A 15,533-nucleotide genomic window follows, 5' to 3' on the forward strand; every position below is an offset into this window, starting at 1 on the left:
AAATCAGATGACAATCGCATGAAGCTTTGATCCATTCCCGTCATGACCCCCTTCAATCTGGCCGCCTGCTGCCTGCGGCACAATGCAGCGTTGCGCCCGCAAAAGACGGCGCTGATCCTGACCGGCGCCGGTTTGGCGCAATCCCTGACCTATGGTGAGCTTGACCTTGCCGTGCGCCGGCTGGCGGCGGGGTTTTCCTCGCTCGGCCTTGCGCCGGGCGCGCGGATCGTCATCCGGCGCGGCAACGACCTGCTGTACGTGCTGAGCTTTTTCGCCGCGCTCGCCGCCGGCCATGTCGCCCTGCCCTCCTCGGCGCAACTCACCGTCGAGGAGGTCGGGCGCCTGGTGGCGGATTCGCGGGCCGAAGCCCTGATCTGTTCGGAAAGCCTTCAGGCCGCGGGCGGCGTCCGCGTGATCGGCGAGGCCGAACTTTTGCGCCTCGCCGCCTTCCCGCCACGCGACTATGCCGCCACCGGCCCGGACGATCCGGCCTATCTGATCTACACTTCGGGCACATCGAGCCGCCCCAAGGGCGTGTTGCACGCCCAGCGCGTCGCGCTCGGGCGCGAGCCCATGCTCGACGCCTGGGAGGGCGTGGGCGAAACCGACATCGTGCTGCACGCCGGGGCGATGAACTGGACCTACACGCTCGGGGTCGGGCTGATGGACCCGTTCCGCCGGGGCGCCACCGCCGTGCTTTACAACGGCCCCGCCGACGCGGGCGTCTGGCCCCGGTTGATCGCCCGCCATGGCGCGACCATTTTCGCCGCCGTGCCCGGCGTCTACCGCCAGATGTTGCGCCACGAGGCCTGCACGCGCGAAAATTTCGCCAGCCTGCGCCATGGGCTGACCGCCGGGGAGGCCTTGCCGCCCACGCTCGCCGCCGCCTTCACGGCGAAAACCGGCAAGCCGCTTTACGAGGCTTTGGGGATGAGCGAAATCTCGACCTATATCTCCACCGGGCCGGACGTTGCCTGGCGGCCGGGATCGCCGGGCAAGCCGCAGCCGGGGCGCCGCGTCGCAATCCTGCCGATTGCCGGCGGCGACGCGCCTTTGCCGGCCGGCGAGAGCGGTCTGATCGCGGTGCATCGCTCCGATCCCGGCCTGATGCTGGGCTATTGGCGCAACCCCGAAGCCGAGGCGGAAGTTTTTCGCGGCGAATGGTTCGTCGGCGGCGATGTCGCCCATTTCGACGCCGACGGCTACATCTGGCTGCACGGCCGCGCCGACGATCTGATGAACGCCGGGGGCTATCGTGTGTCGCCGGCCGAGGTCGAGGCCGTGCTGTGCGCGGCGCCGGGCGTCGCCGACGCGGCGGCGGCCGAGCGCGAGGTGCGGGAGGATGTGCGGGTGATCTGCGCCTTCATTGTGCTGTCGCCGGGGGCGCAGGCCGACGAGGCCGCGCTGAAAACCCATTGCGCGGCGCATCTCGCCGGCTACAAGACGCCGAAGAAATTCGTTTTCGTCGATCGCCTGCCGCGCACCCGCAACGGCAAGATCGCCCGCCGCCTGCTTTGAGGTTTTCATGACCGACCTTTACGCCGTGATCGGCAACCCCATTTCGCACAGCAAATCGCCTTTGATTCACAAGGGTTTTGCTGAAGCCACCGGACAGGATCTCGACTACATCGCCATCGAGGGGCCGTTCGGCCGCTTCGCCGAAACCGTGGACGCCTGGCGCGACAAGGGCTTGCGCGGGCTGAACATCACCGTGCCGTTCAAGATGGACGCTTATCGCTACGCCACGCGGCGCGACGCGGCGGCGCGCGAGGCCGGCGCGGTGAACTGCCTGACTTTTGACGGCGCGGAGGCCGAGGGCGCCAATTATGACGGCATCGGCCTCGCCCGCGACATCGAGGCCAATCTGGCGACGCCCGTCGCGGGCCGGACTGTGCTGGTGCTCGGCACGGGCGGGGCGACGCGCGGCGCGCTCGGGCCGTTGCTGGCGCGCGGCCCGGCGCGGCTGACCGTGGCGTTTCGCACACCCGGCAAGGAGGCGGAGTTGCGCGCGCTGTTCCCGGAAGCCAGGGCGCTCGACTTCCTCGCCTATGCCGATCTCGGCGGCGAGGCCTATGATCTCGTGCTCAACGCCACCTCCGCGACGCTCTCCGGCGAGGCGCCGCCTGTGCCGCTCAAGGCGTTCGCACGCGGCGCGCTGGCCTACGATCTCGCCTATGGCAAGGGGCTAACGCCCTTCCTGCGCCTCGCCCGCGCGGCCGGCGTGACACGATGCGTCGACGGCGTGGGCATGCTGGTCGAGCAGGCGGCGGAGGCTTTTGCGCGCTGGCGCGGCGTGCGGCCGGAGACGAAGACGATGATTGAGAAGATCACCGTGCCGTTGGTGTAGGGGCTCTCCCCGCGCGGGGAGAAGGAGTCAAATCACCACATGCGCTAGGTTAAGCGCTGGCAGGCTGCGGCAAAAGCGGTGGACCGCCCTCGTGCTTCGAGACGGCTCCTTCGGAGCCTCCTCAGCATGAGGGCTACAAGATTGATTCCATTGATCCCCTCATGCTGAGGAGGCGAGCAAAGCTCGCCGTCTCGAAGCACGAGGGGATCAACCCACGAAATTCTCGGCAGGCGCCAAGCTTAACCTAGCGCATATGAATCAAATCCCCCTGCCCTCGACCTCGCGGGACAATTCCTCGACCTCCCGCGCCAGAGCGGGGTCTTGCGGGTCAAGCTCGGCGGCGCGGCGCAGCAGATCGAGCGCCTGCGGCTTGTTCGCGGCGTCGCGCAACAGCTCCGACAATTGCCGCATCGCCAGGAAATCGCGCGGCTCGACGCTGAGCGCCTTGCCGAGATCGAGCACGGCCCCGTCGCGGTCGCCCGCCTGGATGGCCGACTGGGCGCGGCGCCGCCACGCCTGACCCCAATCGGGATAGAGCAGCACCAGTTTTTCGAGCAGTTTGGCCGCGACCTCGCCGTTCGCCGCGCGCAGCGCGCTCTCGGCGCGCGACATCAGCAGGTCGCCGGTCGGCGAGCCCGAATGGCTCCAGATTTCGCCGATCATGGCGCGCAATTGCACGGCGGTTTCGGGGTCTTCGGCCAGTTGCAACCTGACGAACAGGCCGTCGATCAGTTTCTGGCGCGGCGGGACGTCGGCTTGCGCCGCGCCAAGCCCCAAAGCCAGACATAGGACCAAGAATCGCTTCATGGTCTCAAGTCAAACAGATTTCGCGCCCCGCGCCAACAGGTCGAGCGTCGCCTGATCCGGCGCGCCGCCACAAAATTTCGCGAGCGCGGCGCCGAAAAGCGAGTCTCCGGGCGCGGCTTGGGCGAACAGGGTCATGGACGAGCGGAATTTCGCGTCATCAGGCGCGCCCAGGATTTCGCGCAGGCTCCGCCCCTCCAGCGCGCACAAAATTTCCGCGCAGGCGCGCAGGCGGGGGCCGAGCGCGGGATGGGCGAGATAGGCCCGCGCTTCGTCCAGCGACCCGATCGCGTAAAACTTCGCCATCGGGGAAGAGCCGAGTCCGGCCAGTTGCGGAAAGACGAACCACATCCAGTGGGTCCGCTTGCGCCCGGCGCGCAATTCCGATTCGACTTGGGAGAACACGTCTGCCTGGGCGGCGACGAATCGCTGGAGATTGAAGATGTCGTCCATCGCCGCCCCCAAAAAGCAAAACCCCGGCGCGGGGCCGGGGTTCAAAGCCTGCAAGCCCAAAGGCTCGGCGGTCGCTCAATCAGCCCTGGCGGGCCTTGTAGCGCTTCTGGGTCTTGTTGATGATGTAAACGCGGCCCTTGCGGCGAACCAGCTGGTTGTCGCGGTGACGCGTGCGCAGGGACTTGAGGGAGTTACGGACTTTCATGGCATACCCCGGAGTTGGCCGGGGTTCTCCCTCAGCCGCGAATTTGAGCTGTGCTTCTGCCAAATTTTCGCGGCGCGATCAAGCCCTGCGGGCAGGAATTCTTGCGCGGCGGCGACCCGAGCCAGCTTGGGGTCAGCTCGCCTTCGACCGCGTTCAGGCGTCCTCACCCTTCGCCATGCGCCGCCTGTATTCATCATGTCTTGCAATCTGACGGCCGGTTCAAACAGCGTGTGCTATCACGCGAACATTGTTCGACGAGATGGGCGGAGGCAGGGGAAACCGTGGTTATGAAGCGGCGGACCGTCGTCGCCGGAGCGCTGTTGGTCGCGTTCTCGGCTTTTATCGGCTGGCGTATGATCTATCCGCCAAATTATATCAGCATTTCCGATTGGTTCGCCCTGCCGATCGCCACGGTCGGAGCGGCGCAGCCGCAATTCGGTCTGTCGGCGCAAGCGTGCGGCGCCTGCCATGCCGACAGCGCGCACGAATGGGCTTCGACCATGCACGCCCGCGTCTGGGACGATCCCTACTTCCGGGCCGATTGGCGCCACGAAGGCGGCAAGCAAATCTGCGGCAATTGTCATACGCCGCTCGACCGCCAGCAGGAGAAGCAGGTGCTTGGGTTTCACGGCGACGACCGTTGGAACCCGGTTTTGGCGCCCAATCCGGCGTTCGACCCGGCCCTGCGCCAGGAAGGGATCACCTGCGCCGCCTGCCACGTCCGCGACGGCGTGGTCTACGGGCCATTGCCGGGGCTGGCCGCGCCGCACCCGACCGCCGCCTGGACCAATCCGAACGAAGCCTGCGTCCGCTGCCACGCCGTGCGCAACAACAGCTGGGACAGTTTTTTACGCCAGCCGCCCTGCGGCACGGTCGCCGAGATCGAACGGGCGCGCGCCCCCGACGTCCACGCGCCCCGGCCGGCGCCCGACGACGGCTATCTGCAAGCCAGTCCGATCGCCGATCCCCGCGCCCTGCATTGCGTCGAATGCCACATGCCCTCGGTCGAGCGCGCGCTGACGCCCGGCGGCCCTGTCCGACAGGCGCGGCGCCACCTGTGGCGGGGCGGTCACGATCCCCAGGCGATCCGCGCGGCGCTGACCATCGATTTCGCCAAAAGCTCCCTGCCTGCGGGCGAGACGCGCTATAATCTCACGCTCGTCAACACCGGCGCCGCCCATGACGTGCCGACCGGCGCGCCGGATCGCCATCTCACCGTCACCCTGCAAGTCGTCGACGCCGCCGGAACGGCGCTGAAGTCGCAAACCTTCGCGCTGGAGAGGGCCACGATCGGGCGACCTTTCCTCATCGACCTGTGGGACACCCGCCTGCGTCCGAACATTGCGCAAAACTTTGCCCTGACGGTCCCCGCCGACGGCAAGGGCGCGGCGGTAGAGGCGGTCGTGCGCTATTGGCTGATGAGTCCGACCCACCGCGACCGTCTCGATTATCGCCTGCCGATCTCCGACGAGATCTATCGCGAACGTATTCCCGTCGCGGAGCCAAACGCGCGAACCAACTGAGACTGGCCTCCGAGCTTAAGCCCGCGGCGGCGGGCCGCGCGAAGCCGCGATCGCGCGTTCGCCGGTCTCGCGCAAAAGATTGGCGATCTGGGCCACGCGCACGGGGTCGTCGCCATATCTTTGCAGCAGATTGGCGGCGCTGAGGAGCGTCATGGCGAGGTTGCTGAAATCATGCGAACTGAGTTCAGGTGAAACGCCGCCGTCGGCCTGAGCCGACGCGACACCTTCCCTTGGGGAAAGCTGGCGAGGCCGCGCATCCGCTTCGGTTCCGGCCGTCTCGAAGCCCTGCCAGAGGCCAGAACCTTGTTCCACTTGCATCGAGCGCACCGCCTCTGTCCGCCACCATGTTTGGATCGCGGAGCCACGTCAAGCCGCGGCAATCCGCGCCAGAGCCCTGGGGTCTAAGACAGCTTCTCGATTCGAGTCAGCGTGAACAGCCCCAGCGGCGCGATCTTGCGCCTTTCCACCAGTTTCAGATCCTGGCGCGAAACAATCCAGTCGCCCAGAATCTCCCAGGGAAATTCCGGCCGCCACCCCAGCGACGCCGAGCGCTTGCCCATCCAGCGCTCGATCCAGGCGATCGGACCGGCTTCCGCCCCCACATGATTCACCAGCACGATTTCGCCGCCGACGCGCGTCACCCGCGCCAGTTCCGCCAGCGTCGCGTGCGGATCCGGCACCACCGTCAGCACGAACGGCGCGACCACCGCATCGAACGCGCCATCGGCGAAGGCCAGCCGCGTCGCATCCATCACGCACACCCCCGCCACCCGCGAAAGCTTTTCGCGCGCGATCCGGGTCTGCGCCCGGCGCAGCATGGGTTCGGACAGATCGACGCCGACAAGCGCCACGTCCGCGTCGAACATCGGCAGTTCCAGCCCGGTGCCGACGCCGACATCCAAGACTTTGCCGCCAAGCCGCTGCGCCGCCGCCACCGCCGCGCGGCGGCCCGGCGCCATCACCGTGGTGAAGGCCAGATCGTAAATCGGCGCCCAGCGGGCGTAGGCTTCCTCGACATGCGCGTTTTCAATTTGCGCGAGATCGCGCGGCATTTGATTCATGCTCTTTTCCGGGCGATCGCCGGCTCCTCTTGGGCGGATTCCGCGCTGCGGATGAAACCGCCGCCAAGCACGCGCGCGCGCGGGCCGGAATCCTCGTAAAACACACAGGCCTGTCCCGGCGCGACGCCGCTCTCGCCTTCGACGAACTCGACCACGATCTCGTCGCCGCGCCGCGTCATCACCGCCGGCGCCGGCGGGCGCGTCGAGCGCACCCGCGCGGCGATTTCGCGACCCAGCGCCTGATCGAGCGCGCCCGGGCCGATCCAGTTCACATCGCGCAGCGTCACGCGCTTGGTGGACAGGGCCTCGCGCGGGCCGACCGTGACGCGGGCGTGCGCGGCGTCGATCTTGACCACATAGAGCGGTTCGCCCCCCACGCTGGCGCTGGCGCCGAGTCCGAGGCCCTTGCGTTGGCCGATGGTATAGTTCATCACCCCGGCGTGCTGGCCGAGCACGCGCCCGTCGACGTGGACGATCTCGCCCGGCGTCGCCGCCCGTGGCGCGAGTTTTTCCACCAGATCGCTGTAGCGGCCGGTCGGAACGAAGCAGATGTCCTGGCTGTCGGGTTTTTCCGCGACCCCCAGCCCGAAGCGGCGCGCGTGGTCGCGCACCTCGGGCTTGCTCATTTCGCCCAGGGGAAAGCGCAGCAGGCGCAATTGCTCGCGCGTGGTCGAAAACAGGAAATAGGACTGGTCGCGGTCCGGGTCGAGGGCGCGATAGAGCGCCCTGCCCCCGTCGTCGCCATCGGGGCGCGAGGCGATATAGTGGCCGGTCGCCAAAATGTCCGCGCCGAGATCCCTGGCCATGTCGAACAGGTCGATGAACTTGATCTGGCTGTTGCAGGTGACGCAGGGGATCGGCGTCTCGCCATCGGCATAGGACTGGGCGAAGGCGTCGATCACCTTGGCGCGGAAATTCTGCTCGTAATTCAGCACATAATGCGGAATGCCAATCAGGTCGGCCGCCTGGCGCGCGTCATATATATCCTGTCCGGCGCAGCAGGAGCCCGGCCGATGCTCGATCTCGCCGTGATCGTAGAGTTGCATGGTGACGCCGATGACGTCGTAGCCCTGCTCTTTGAGCAGACCGGCCACCACCGAGGAATCGACGCCGCCCGACATGGCTACGACGACGCGGGTTTGCGCCGGCGGCTTCCCCAGATCGAGGGAATTGAGCAAATCGAGGGTATTGGTTTGCGACGTCGTCATCGGGGAAAGAACTTCCTGCGGCGAAGCCTCCGCTTGGGGCGGCGAGCGGGGCGCCGCCCCTTCAATAAGGGGTTGACCGCCGGATTTCAACGCACCGGCTTGAAAAGAGGCGCGGTCGCGTCTCCTTGCCGTAAGGTTAACGCCGGCTTGCCGGGCGCCTCATTAGGGGACATCTGTGCCAAAATGGAAAGGATTTGGCAAGAAACGCACAGGTAAACAAGCATTTATCGGTCTTTTTGCGCGGGTTTGCGAAAGTGTTTCTTAAGTGGGCGGGGTTACTGTCGGCAATCGTTAGTCAAGGGTTCTCCGCGTAAGTGAGTGAGTAGCATGACCGAGCCCCACCGCCCGAGGGTCAAATATGTCATTGGTCCGGATGGCAGCCCGCTGACCATCGCCGATCTTCCGCCGCCCTCCACCAAGCGTTGGGTCATCCGCCGCAAGGCCGAAGTCGTGGCCGCCGTGCGCGGCGGGCTGCTCTCGCTGGAAGAGGCCTGTAGCCGCTACACGCTGACCGTGGACGAGTTCCTGTCCTGGCAGATGTCGATCGACCAGCATGGACTCGCCGGGCTGCGCACAACGCGCCTGCAACAATACCGCCAGTAAGCGCGAGACCCCTCCCGCTTGCGACGCCGGCCGCGAGGCCGGCGTTTTTGTTTGAGAGGCTCCGGGTTGATGACGGCGCCGGCCGCTTGGCCTGCGGCACGACTGGAAAGCTTCGTTGATCTGGCGTCGGTCGGCGCGTTCAGGATGTCCTTGGGCGCCTCAGGAGAGTCGCCCGTCGACAGGTCATCGGAACGCCTCCTCCGCCAAACCGGAGGCGATTCACTCCACCGTCACGCTCTTCGCCAAATTCCTTGGCTGGTCCACGTCCTTCCCCATAAAGACCGCCGTGTGATAGGCGAGCATCTGGATCGGCGCGGCATAGACGATGGCGGAAAAGTCCGGGGCCATGTCGGGCATGCGGATTTCGCCCGCGAGCGGCGTCGCCGCCGCCTCGATGGCGTGGGCGTCGCCCACCAGGATGATTCTTCCGCCCCGCGCGGAAACCTCTTGCAGGTTTGAGACCGTCTTTTCCAGCACCGGATCGGTCGGGGCGATCACGATCACCGGCAATTGCTCGTCGATCAGCGCGATCGGGCCGTGCTTCAACTCGCCGGCGGCGTAGCCCTCGGCGTGAATGTAGCTGATTTCCTTGAGTTTTAATGCGCCTTCCAAGGCGAGCGGGTAGGACGGGCCGCGCCCGAGATAGAGCACGTCCGTGGTCTTGCCGAGCTGGTGCGACAGCGCCTCGATTTTCGGCTCCAGCTTCATCGCCTCCGCCAGCAGGCCCGGCAGCACCATCAGTTCGTTGACGAGGCGTTTTTCCTCGTCGGCGCCGAGGACGCCGCGCGCGCGGCCGAGCGCAATGGCCAGCGAGGCCAGCACGGTGAGCTGACAGGTGAAAGCCTTGGTCGAGGCGACGCCGATTTCCGGGCCGGCGAGCGTCGGCGCGGCCACATCGCTCTCGCGGGCGATGGTCGAGGTCGCCACGTTGACGATGCCGATGATCTTCTGGCCATGCGCCTTGGCGTAACGCAGGCAGGCCAGGGTGTCCGCCGTCTCGCCCGATTGCGACACCACCAGCATCAGGCCGTTGTCCGGCAGCGGCGCCTCGCGGTAGCGGAATTCCGAGGCGACGTCGATTTCGACGCGCAACCGCGCGAAACGCTCGATCCAGTATTTGCCGATCAGGCCGGCGTAATAGGCGGTGCCGCAGGCGGTCAGGGTGATGCCGGTCAGGGTTTTGGGGTCGAACGGCAGTTCGAACGGCAGCCGCACGCAATTGTTGGCGAAGTCGATGTAATGGGCCAGCGTGCGCGCCACCACTTCCGGCTGCTCGTGAATCTCCTTGGCCATGAAGTGCTTGTAATTGCCCTTGTCCACCAGGAAGGCGGAGGCCTGTGTCTTCAGTTTTACGCGCTGTACCGGGCGGTTGGACTCATCGCGGAATTCAGCCGAGCCGCGGCGAAGAATCACCCAGTCGCCGTCTTCCAGATAGGTGATGGTGTCGGTGAAGGCGGCCAGCGCCAGCGCGTCCGAGCCGAGATACATCTCCCCGCCCTCGCCATAGCCCACCGCCAGCGGCGCGCCGCGCCTTGCGCCGATCAGCAAGTCTTCCTCGCCCTCGAACAGCATCCCCAACGCGAAGGCGCCCTTCAGGCGCGGCAGGCTGGCGGCGACCGCATCGACCGGCGACAGGCCCCGGTTGATCTGTTCGGTCACCAGATGCGCGACGGCTTCCGTATCGGTCTGGGTGACGAATTCATGGCCCTGGGCGACCAGTTCGGCGCGCAATTCGCGGAAATTCTCGATGATGCCGTTATGCACCACCGCCAGCTTGTTGGTGGCGTGGGGATGGGCGTTGTTCTCGGTCGGGCGCCCATGGGTGGCCCAGCGGGTGTGGCCGATGCCGATCCAGCCGCGCAAGGGGTGTTCATGCAGCAGCGCGTCGAGGTTGCGCAGCTTGCCCGCGGCGCGGCGGCGCTCGATGTGGCCATTTTCCAGCGTGGCGACGCCGGCGGAATCGTAGCCGCGATATTCCAGCCGCTTCAGCGCATCCACCAGCGAACTCGCGACCGGACCCTGCCCGATGATGCCGACAATGCCACACATGAATCGTTTTCCTTGTTCGCCCGAGAGATGCGCACGCGACCGCTCAAGGCAAGTCACGAATGTTTTCAATCCCTGTAGCTTGCCGAGTGGAGGCTTATTTCGCGGCTTTCAGCGCCCGCATCTTGTTGCGGAAGGCCGCCGCCCAGCCGGGCTTTTCCATCTGTTTTCCGCGCGCGACCGCAAGCGCATCGGCCTGAACATCCCTCGTCACCACCGAACCGGAGCCGACCAGCGCGCCGTCGCCGATCTTCACCGGCGCCACCAGCGAGCAATTCGAGCCGATGAAGGCGTCGGCGCCGATGTCCGTGCGATATTTCAGGAACCCGTCATAATTGCAGGTGATCACGCCCGCGCCAATATTCGCGCGCGCGCCGATGCTGGCGTCGCCGATATAGGTGAGATGGTTGACCTTCGCGCCCTCGCCGATCTCGGATTTCTTGATCTCGACGAAATTGCCGACTTTCGCGCCCTTGGCGAGATTGGCGCCCGGACGCAGCCGCGCATAGGGGCCGACGGCGACGTTTTGCGCCAACGTCGCGCCTTCCAGATGCGAGAAGGCATGAATGACGACATTGTCGCCCACGGTCACGCCGGGGCCGAAAAACACATGGGGTTCAACCAGCACGTCCGCGCCCAAAACCGTGTCATGGCTGAAAAAAACCGTTTCCGGCGCGATCAGGGTGGCGCCGTTCGCCATGGCGGCGCGGCGCAGGCGGGTCTGGATCTCGGCCTCGGCCTGGGCGAGCTGGATGCGGTCGTTGACGCCCAAGACCTCGCCGGCCGGCGCAAGCGCCAGGGCGCAGGAGGCGCCGTCGGCGCGGGCGACCTCGACCGCGTCGGGCAAATAAAACTCCTTTTGGGCGTTGTCATTGCCGATGCGCGACAGCCAGTCCAGCGCCCGGCGCCCGTCCAGCGCCATCAGGCCGGCGTTGCAGCGGCGGACCTGCAACTCTTCCGCGCTCGCGTCCTTCTGCTCGCGAATCGCGACCAGCGCCCCGGCGCCATCGGTGAGCAGCCGCCCGTAGCCGAACGGATTTTCCGGCTCGAAGCCAAGCACCGCCACGCCGGCGCCCTCGCTGAGTTTTGCGCGCAACGCGGCGAAAGTGTCGGGGCGGACCAGCGGGGTGTCGGCGAACAGCACGAGGACGTCGTCAAAACCCTGCGCGAGGGCGTCGCGCGCGGCGAGCACGGCATGGGCGGTGCCCAAACGTTCCGCCTGCACGAAGATTTTGGCGTGAGGCGCGACGTGCAAAACTTCCGATGCGACGTCGTCGCGTCCCGGCCCGACCACGACGGCCAGGGCGTCGGCGCCGGCTTGCCCCACGGCGTCAAGCACATGGGCGAGCATGGAGCGGCCGGCGACCTGATGCAGAACCTTGGGGCGGCTGGAGCGCATCCGCTTGCCTTCCCCGGCGGCGAGCACGATGGCGAGGCATTTGCGCGTCATGTTTTCCCTCCGATCAGGCCAATGTCGGCTCTATAGGCGACAGCCGAAATGCGACAAAGCGAAAAATCGCCCTCGCGCCCGCCGCAATTTCGGTTATATGTCGCTTCGCACCATCGATCTTCTTGGGAATGGAACGCCTCCGCCATGTTGAAGCGCCGGGATGTCTTGCAATTGGCGGGCGGCGCGGCCGTTTCGCTGCTCGGCGCCGTTCGGGCTTCCGCGCAAACTTCCGCGCAAGACCAGAACAACGCGATCCAGCCGTTTTCCAGCGCCCTGGTGATCGAGGCCGCCCGCACGCTGGCGGCAAAGCCCTTTGCCGCCGTTGACGCCGACCTGCCCGGCCCCTTGAGCAACCTGTCCTACGACGCCTATGTAGCCATTCGCGCCAAGCCGGAGGGGATGATCTGGGCCAAGGATCCCGGCGGCTTCGTGCTGGAGCCGCTGCATCGCGGCTTCGTCTTCACCACGCCGATGCAGATCAATCTGGTCGAGGACGGGCTGTCGCGGCGCCTGACCTATGACGCGGGCAATTTCATCTTCGGCGGCGTCAACATGAGCGCGCCGCCGACCAATCTGGACTTTTCCGGTTTTCGCGCGCTGCATCGCGGCGATGACGGAACGTTGTCGGAAATCGCCATCTTCCAGGGCGCGAGCTTCTTCCGCTCGCTGGCGCCCGGCCAGAATTTCGGCGTGACCGCGCGCGGCCTCTCGGTGCGCACCGGCGATCCCGGCGGCGAGGAATTCCCGTTCTTCCGCGCCGTCTGGATCGAAAAGCCGACCCGCGCCGGCAATGTGCTGGTGGTCCACGCCCTGCTCGATTCGGAAAGCCTTACCGGCGCCTACCGATTCACCCTGCATCCGGGCGACGCCACCATCATCGACACCGAATGCGCCCTGTTCCCGCGCGTCGACATCGAGAATGTCGGTCTGGCGACCATGAGCGCGACCAACCTGTTTGCACCGCTCGACCGCCGCGGCGTCGATGACATCCGCGGCGCCGCGACGGAAGTGTCCGGCCTGCAAATGCTCACCGGCGCGGGCGAATGGGTGTGGCGCCCGGTCGCCAACCGCTCGAAATTGCAGATTTCGGAATTCGTCGATCAGAATCCGCGCGGCTTCGGCTTTTTGCAGCGCACCCGCGCCTTCAACGCCTTCAACGACGACGTGCAGCACTGGGAGCGGCGGCCGAGCCTGTGGATTGAGCCGATCGGCGACTGGGGACCGGGTTCGATCGAACTGCTGGAAATTCCCTCCGACGCCGAACCCGCGCAGAACATGATCGCGTTCTGGCGCCTCAAGAAAGGTCTGGCCAAGGGCCAGAGCGCCGAATTCGCCTATCGCCAGTTCTGGTGCTGGAGTCCGCCGACCTCGCCGCCGCTGGCGGTCGCCATCGGCGCGCGGGGCGGACGCGGCGGCGCGGCCAAGCAGCGCCGCTTCCAGGTCGATTTCGAGGCCGATTTCCTCGGCGATCCCGTCAAGGCCAACGATATCAAGGCCAACCTGACCACAAATCCCGGACGCATCGCCTCGGTGCGCCTGTTCCCCGCGCCGGAACAGAAGCGCCTGCGGGTGCTGTTCGATCTCGATCCCAATGGGGAAACCGCCTGCGAACTGCGCCTGGCGCTGGATTCGCAAGGCGCGCCCGCTTCCGAAACCTGGCTTTATCGATGGACGTCCTGACCGCACACCTCGCCCAAGACGGCGCGCTCGTATCGGAGTACGCGCTTTCCCCGGCCATGCCGGGGGAATCGCCTCTGGCCATGCCGGAACAGTCGCTGTCCCGCTTCGATGCGAAGACGGAGCGGCGCAAGATGATTCACAAGCGCCGCCAGCCCTGGATTTCGCGCACGCTGACTTTTGGCGGCGGCCTCGCCCTCTCCGTGTGGGGCGGCTATGAAATGTACCGCGTCATCGACGTCGGCGGCATCACCTTCTTCAAATGGATGCTGCTGGTCCTGTTCCTGGCCAATTTCTCCTGGATCGCGCTGTCCTTCGCCGCCGGCGTGGTCGGCTTCCTGCATTTGCTGTTCACGCGCCCGAAACAGCCCGAAATCCCCAAGGAATTGCATACGCGAACCGCCGTGGTGATGCCGATCTACAACGAGGCGCCCTCGCGGGTGTTCGGCGCGCTGCAAGCCATCCACGAGGATGTCGCGGCGACCGGGCTTGGCGCGCATTTCGACTGGTTCTTCCTGTCCGACACTACCGATCCCGACGTCTGGATCGCGGAAGAGCGCGCCTTCATCGCGCTGCGCCGGGCGCTTGGCCCGGACGCGCGGGTGTTTTATCGGCATCGCGCCAAGAACACCGCGCGCAAGGCCGGCAATATCGGCGATTTCGTCAGCCGCTGGGGCGGCGCCTACGACCATATGGTGGTGCTCGACGCCGACAGCTTGATGACCGGCCACGCCATCACGGTGCTCGCCAGCGCCATGGAGAACGATCCCGACGCCGGCATCATCCAGACCCTGCCGCTGATCATCAACCGCAACACCCTTTTCGCCCGTGTCCAACAATTCGCCGCCAGAATCTACGGGCCGGTGATCGCCGACGGCCTGTCGTGCTGGATGGGCCGTGACGGCAATTACTGGGGCCATAACGCCATCATCCGCACGCGCGCCTTCGCGGCGCATTGCGGCCTGCCGACCCTGAAGGGCAAACCGCCGTTCGGCGGGCATATCCTCAGCCACGATTTCGTCGAGGCCGCGCTGATCCGCCGCGCCGGCTACACGGTCTACATGCTGGCCTCGCTGGCGGGCTCCTACGAGGAAAGCCCGCCCTCGCTGATCGACGTCGCCGCCCGCGACCGCCGCTGGTGCCAGGGCAATTTGCAGCACTTGCGCGTGCTCGGCGCCAAGGGCCTGCATCCCGCGACGCGCCAGCATTTCACCACCGGCATCATGGCTTACGTCTCCTCGCCGCTGTGGCTGTCGCAATTGTTGATCGGCATTCTGCTGGTCTTGCAGGCCAGCTACATCCGCCCGGAATATTTCTCGCAGGATTTCACGCTGTTCCCGACCTGGCCGCGATTCGACGCCGAACGGTCGCTGATGCTGTTTGAAGTCACCATGGCGGTGCTGCTGGCGCCCAAACTGTTCGGCCTGGTGCTGGCCCTGTTCGACGGGCCGGTGCGGCGCGGCGGCGGCGGCGTGATTCGCCTCACCCTTTCCGCTCTGTTCGAAACGCTGATGTCCGCCCTGCTGGCGCCGATCATGATGATGGTCCACGCCGGCCATGTGCTGCACATCATGTTCGGCTTCGACACCGGCTGGGAGCCGCAGCGCCGCGACGACGGCTCCGTCGCTTTCAACCAGATCATGCGCAGGCATCGCGACCATGTGATTCTCGGCTTCGTGTCGCTGATCGCCGGCCTGCTGATCTCGCCCTCGCTGGTGGCCTGGATGTCGCCGACCATCGCCGGCCTGATTCTCGCGATCTTTATCTCCTGGGCCAGCGGCCAGAAAAGCATCGGCCTCGCGCTGAAGAAAGCCGGGCTGCTGGTGACGCCGGAGGAGCAAACGCCGCCACCCATCGCCACGCGCGCCAATCAATTGTCCAAGACCTTGGCGGCGGAAGGGTTCGACTCCGCCGACGGCCTGCGCGCGATCTACCAGGACGCGAATTTCCGCGAGGCCCACGAAGCCTTCCTGCCGCCGGCCCCGCCCCGGGTGCGCGGCGACATCCACCCCGACCGCGCCATGGCCGAGGCCAAGCTCAACGACGCGCAAAACATCGACGACGCGGTGCAATGGTTGCAGCGCAAGGAGCGCATGGTGCTGCTGCACGACCGGGCGCTGATCGGGCTGCTGTCCCGCCTGCCCGCCCCCGCCGAA

At 66.3% G+C, this 15,533-nt stretch carries 14 protein-coding genes; 6 read left to right on the top strand and 8 right to left on the bottom strand.

Going from position 1 to position 15,533, the window contains the following annotated elements; genetic code table 11:
* Window positions 1-42 precede the first annotated feature (42 nt).
* A complete protein-coding gene (locus CCR94_RS06100; protein WP_104506994.1) occupies window positions 43-1,518 on the top strand; it encodes a class I adenylate-forming enzyme family protein in 1,476 nt (491 codons plus the stop codon).
* 7 nt (window positions 1,519-1,525) lie between these two features.
* Window positions 1,526-2,347: a shikimate dehydrogenase gene (gene aroE, locus CCR94_RS06105; protein ID WP_104506995.1), complete on the top strand. Its 822-nt coding sequence runs from the start codon at window positions 1,526-1,528 to the stop codon at window positions 2,345-2,347.
* 258 nt (window positions 2,348-2,605) lie between these two features.
* Here the strand turns inward: aroE and CCR94_RS06110 are convergent, their stop codons facing one another.
* The 3 genes from CCR94_RS06110 to ykgO form a co-directional block, all read right to left on the bottom strand.
* Window positions 2,606-3,154, bottom strand: a complete 549-nt coding sequence (locus CCR94_RS06110) for a tetratricopeptide repeat protein (RefSeq protein ID WP_104506996.1) — start codon at window positions 3,152-3,154, stop codon at window positions 2,606-2,608.
* 9 nt (window positions 3,155-3,163) lie between these two features.
* A complete protein-coding gene (locus tag CCR94_RS06115) occupies window positions 3,164-3,604 on the bottom strand; it encodes a DUF1810 domain-containing protein (RefSeq protein ID WP_104506997.1) in 441 nt (146 codons plus the stop codon).
* Between the two features lie 79 nt (window positions 3,605-3,683).
* Entirely contained in the window at window positions 3,684-3,809 is a 126-nt protein-coding gene (gene ykgO, locus CCR94_RS06120) for a type B 50S ribosomal protein L36 (protein ID WP_088521155.1), read from the bottom strand.
* Window positions 3,810-4,096: 287 nt separating this feature from the next.
* On the opposite strand from ykgO, the gene CCR94_RS06125 reads away from it, so the two are divergent.
* Window positions 4,097-5,332, top strand: coding sequence for a hypothetical protein (locus CCR94_RS06125; RefSeq protein ID WP_104506998.1), 1,236 nt, complete (start codon window positions 4,097-4,099; stop codon window positions 5,330-5,332).
* A 15-nt stretch (window positions 5,333-5,347) separates the two neighbouring features.
* Here the strand turns inward: CCR94_RS06125 and CCR94_RS06130 are convergent, their stop codons facing one another.
* The 3 genes from CCR94_RS06130 to mnmA form a co-directional block, all read right to left on the bottom strand.
* Window positions 5,348-5,650, bottom strand: coding sequence for a hypothetical protein (locus tag CCR94_RS06130; protein ID WP_104506999.1), 303 nt, complete (start codon window positions 5,648-5,650; stop codon window positions 5,348-5,350).
* 83 nt (window positions 5,651-5,733) lie between these two features.
* Complete coding sequence (locus tag CCR94_RS06135; protein ID WP_104507000.1) at window positions 5,734-6,393, bottom strand: class I SAM-dependent methyltransferase; 660 nt, start codon at window positions 6,391-6,393, stop codon at window positions 5,734-5,736.
* Window positions 6,390-7,601, bottom strand: coding sequence for a tRNA 2-thiouridine(34) synthase MnmA (mnmA, locus tag CCR94_RS06140; RefSeq protein ID WP_104507001.1), 1,212 nt, complete (start codon window positions 7,599-7,601; stop codon window positions 6,390-6,392). The genes CCR94_RS06135 and mnmA overlap by 4 nt, the downstream gene beginning before the upstream one ends.
* A gap of 327 nt (window positions 7,602-7,928) precedes the next feature.
* On the opposite strand from mnmA, the gene sciP reads away from it, so the two are divergent.
* Entirely contained in the window at window positions 7,929-8,204 is a 276-nt protein-coding gene (gene sciP, locus CCR94_RS06145; protein ID WP_088521411.1) for a CtrA inhibitor SciP, read from the top strand.
* Between the two features lie 219 nt (window positions 8,205-8,423).
* Here sciP and glmS read toward each other — a convergent pair whose 3' ends face one another.
* Window positions 8,424-10,253 carry a glutamine--fructose-6-phosphate transaminase (isomerizing) gene (glmS, locus tag CCR94_RS06150; protein WP_104507002.1) on the bottom strand — a complete coding sequence of 610 codons (1,830 nt, stop codon included), beginning with the start codon at window positions 10,251-10,253 and terminating at the stop codon, window positions 8,424-8,426.
* Between the two features lie 94 nt (window positions 10,254-10,347).
* Window positions 10,348-11,700 (bottom strand): bifunctional UDP-N-acetylglucosamine diphosphorylase/glucosamine-1-phosphate N-acetyltransferase GlmU, encoded by a 1,353-nt coding sequence (gene glmU / locus CCR94_RS06155; protein ID WP_104507003.1) that lies wholly within the window; start codon window positions 11,698-11,700, stop codon window positions 10,348-10,350.
* Between the two features lie 144 nt (window positions 11,701-11,844).
* Here glmU and CCR94_RS06160 point away from each other — a divergent pair, with 144 nt between their 5' ends.
* Entirely contained in the window at window positions 11,845-13,380 is a 1,536-nt protein-coding gene (locus CCR94_RS06160) for an OpgD/OpgG family glucan biosynthesis protein (protein WP_104507009.1), read from the top strand.
* Window positions 13,368-15,533 (top strand): glucans biosynthesis glucosyltransferase MdoH (gene mdoH, locus CCR94_RS06165; RefSeq protein WP_104507004.1); only part of this gene is annotated, 2,166 nt, incomplete at its 3' end. The genes CCR94_RS06160 and mdoH, both read left to right, overlap by 13 nt.

It is taken from the genome of Rhodoblastus sphagnicola (assembly GCF_002937075.1).
In the GTDB taxonomy this organism is placed as follows: Bacteria; Pseudomonadota; Alphaproteobacteria; order Rhizobiales; family Beijerinckiaceae; genus Rhodoblastus; species Rhodoblastus sphagnicola.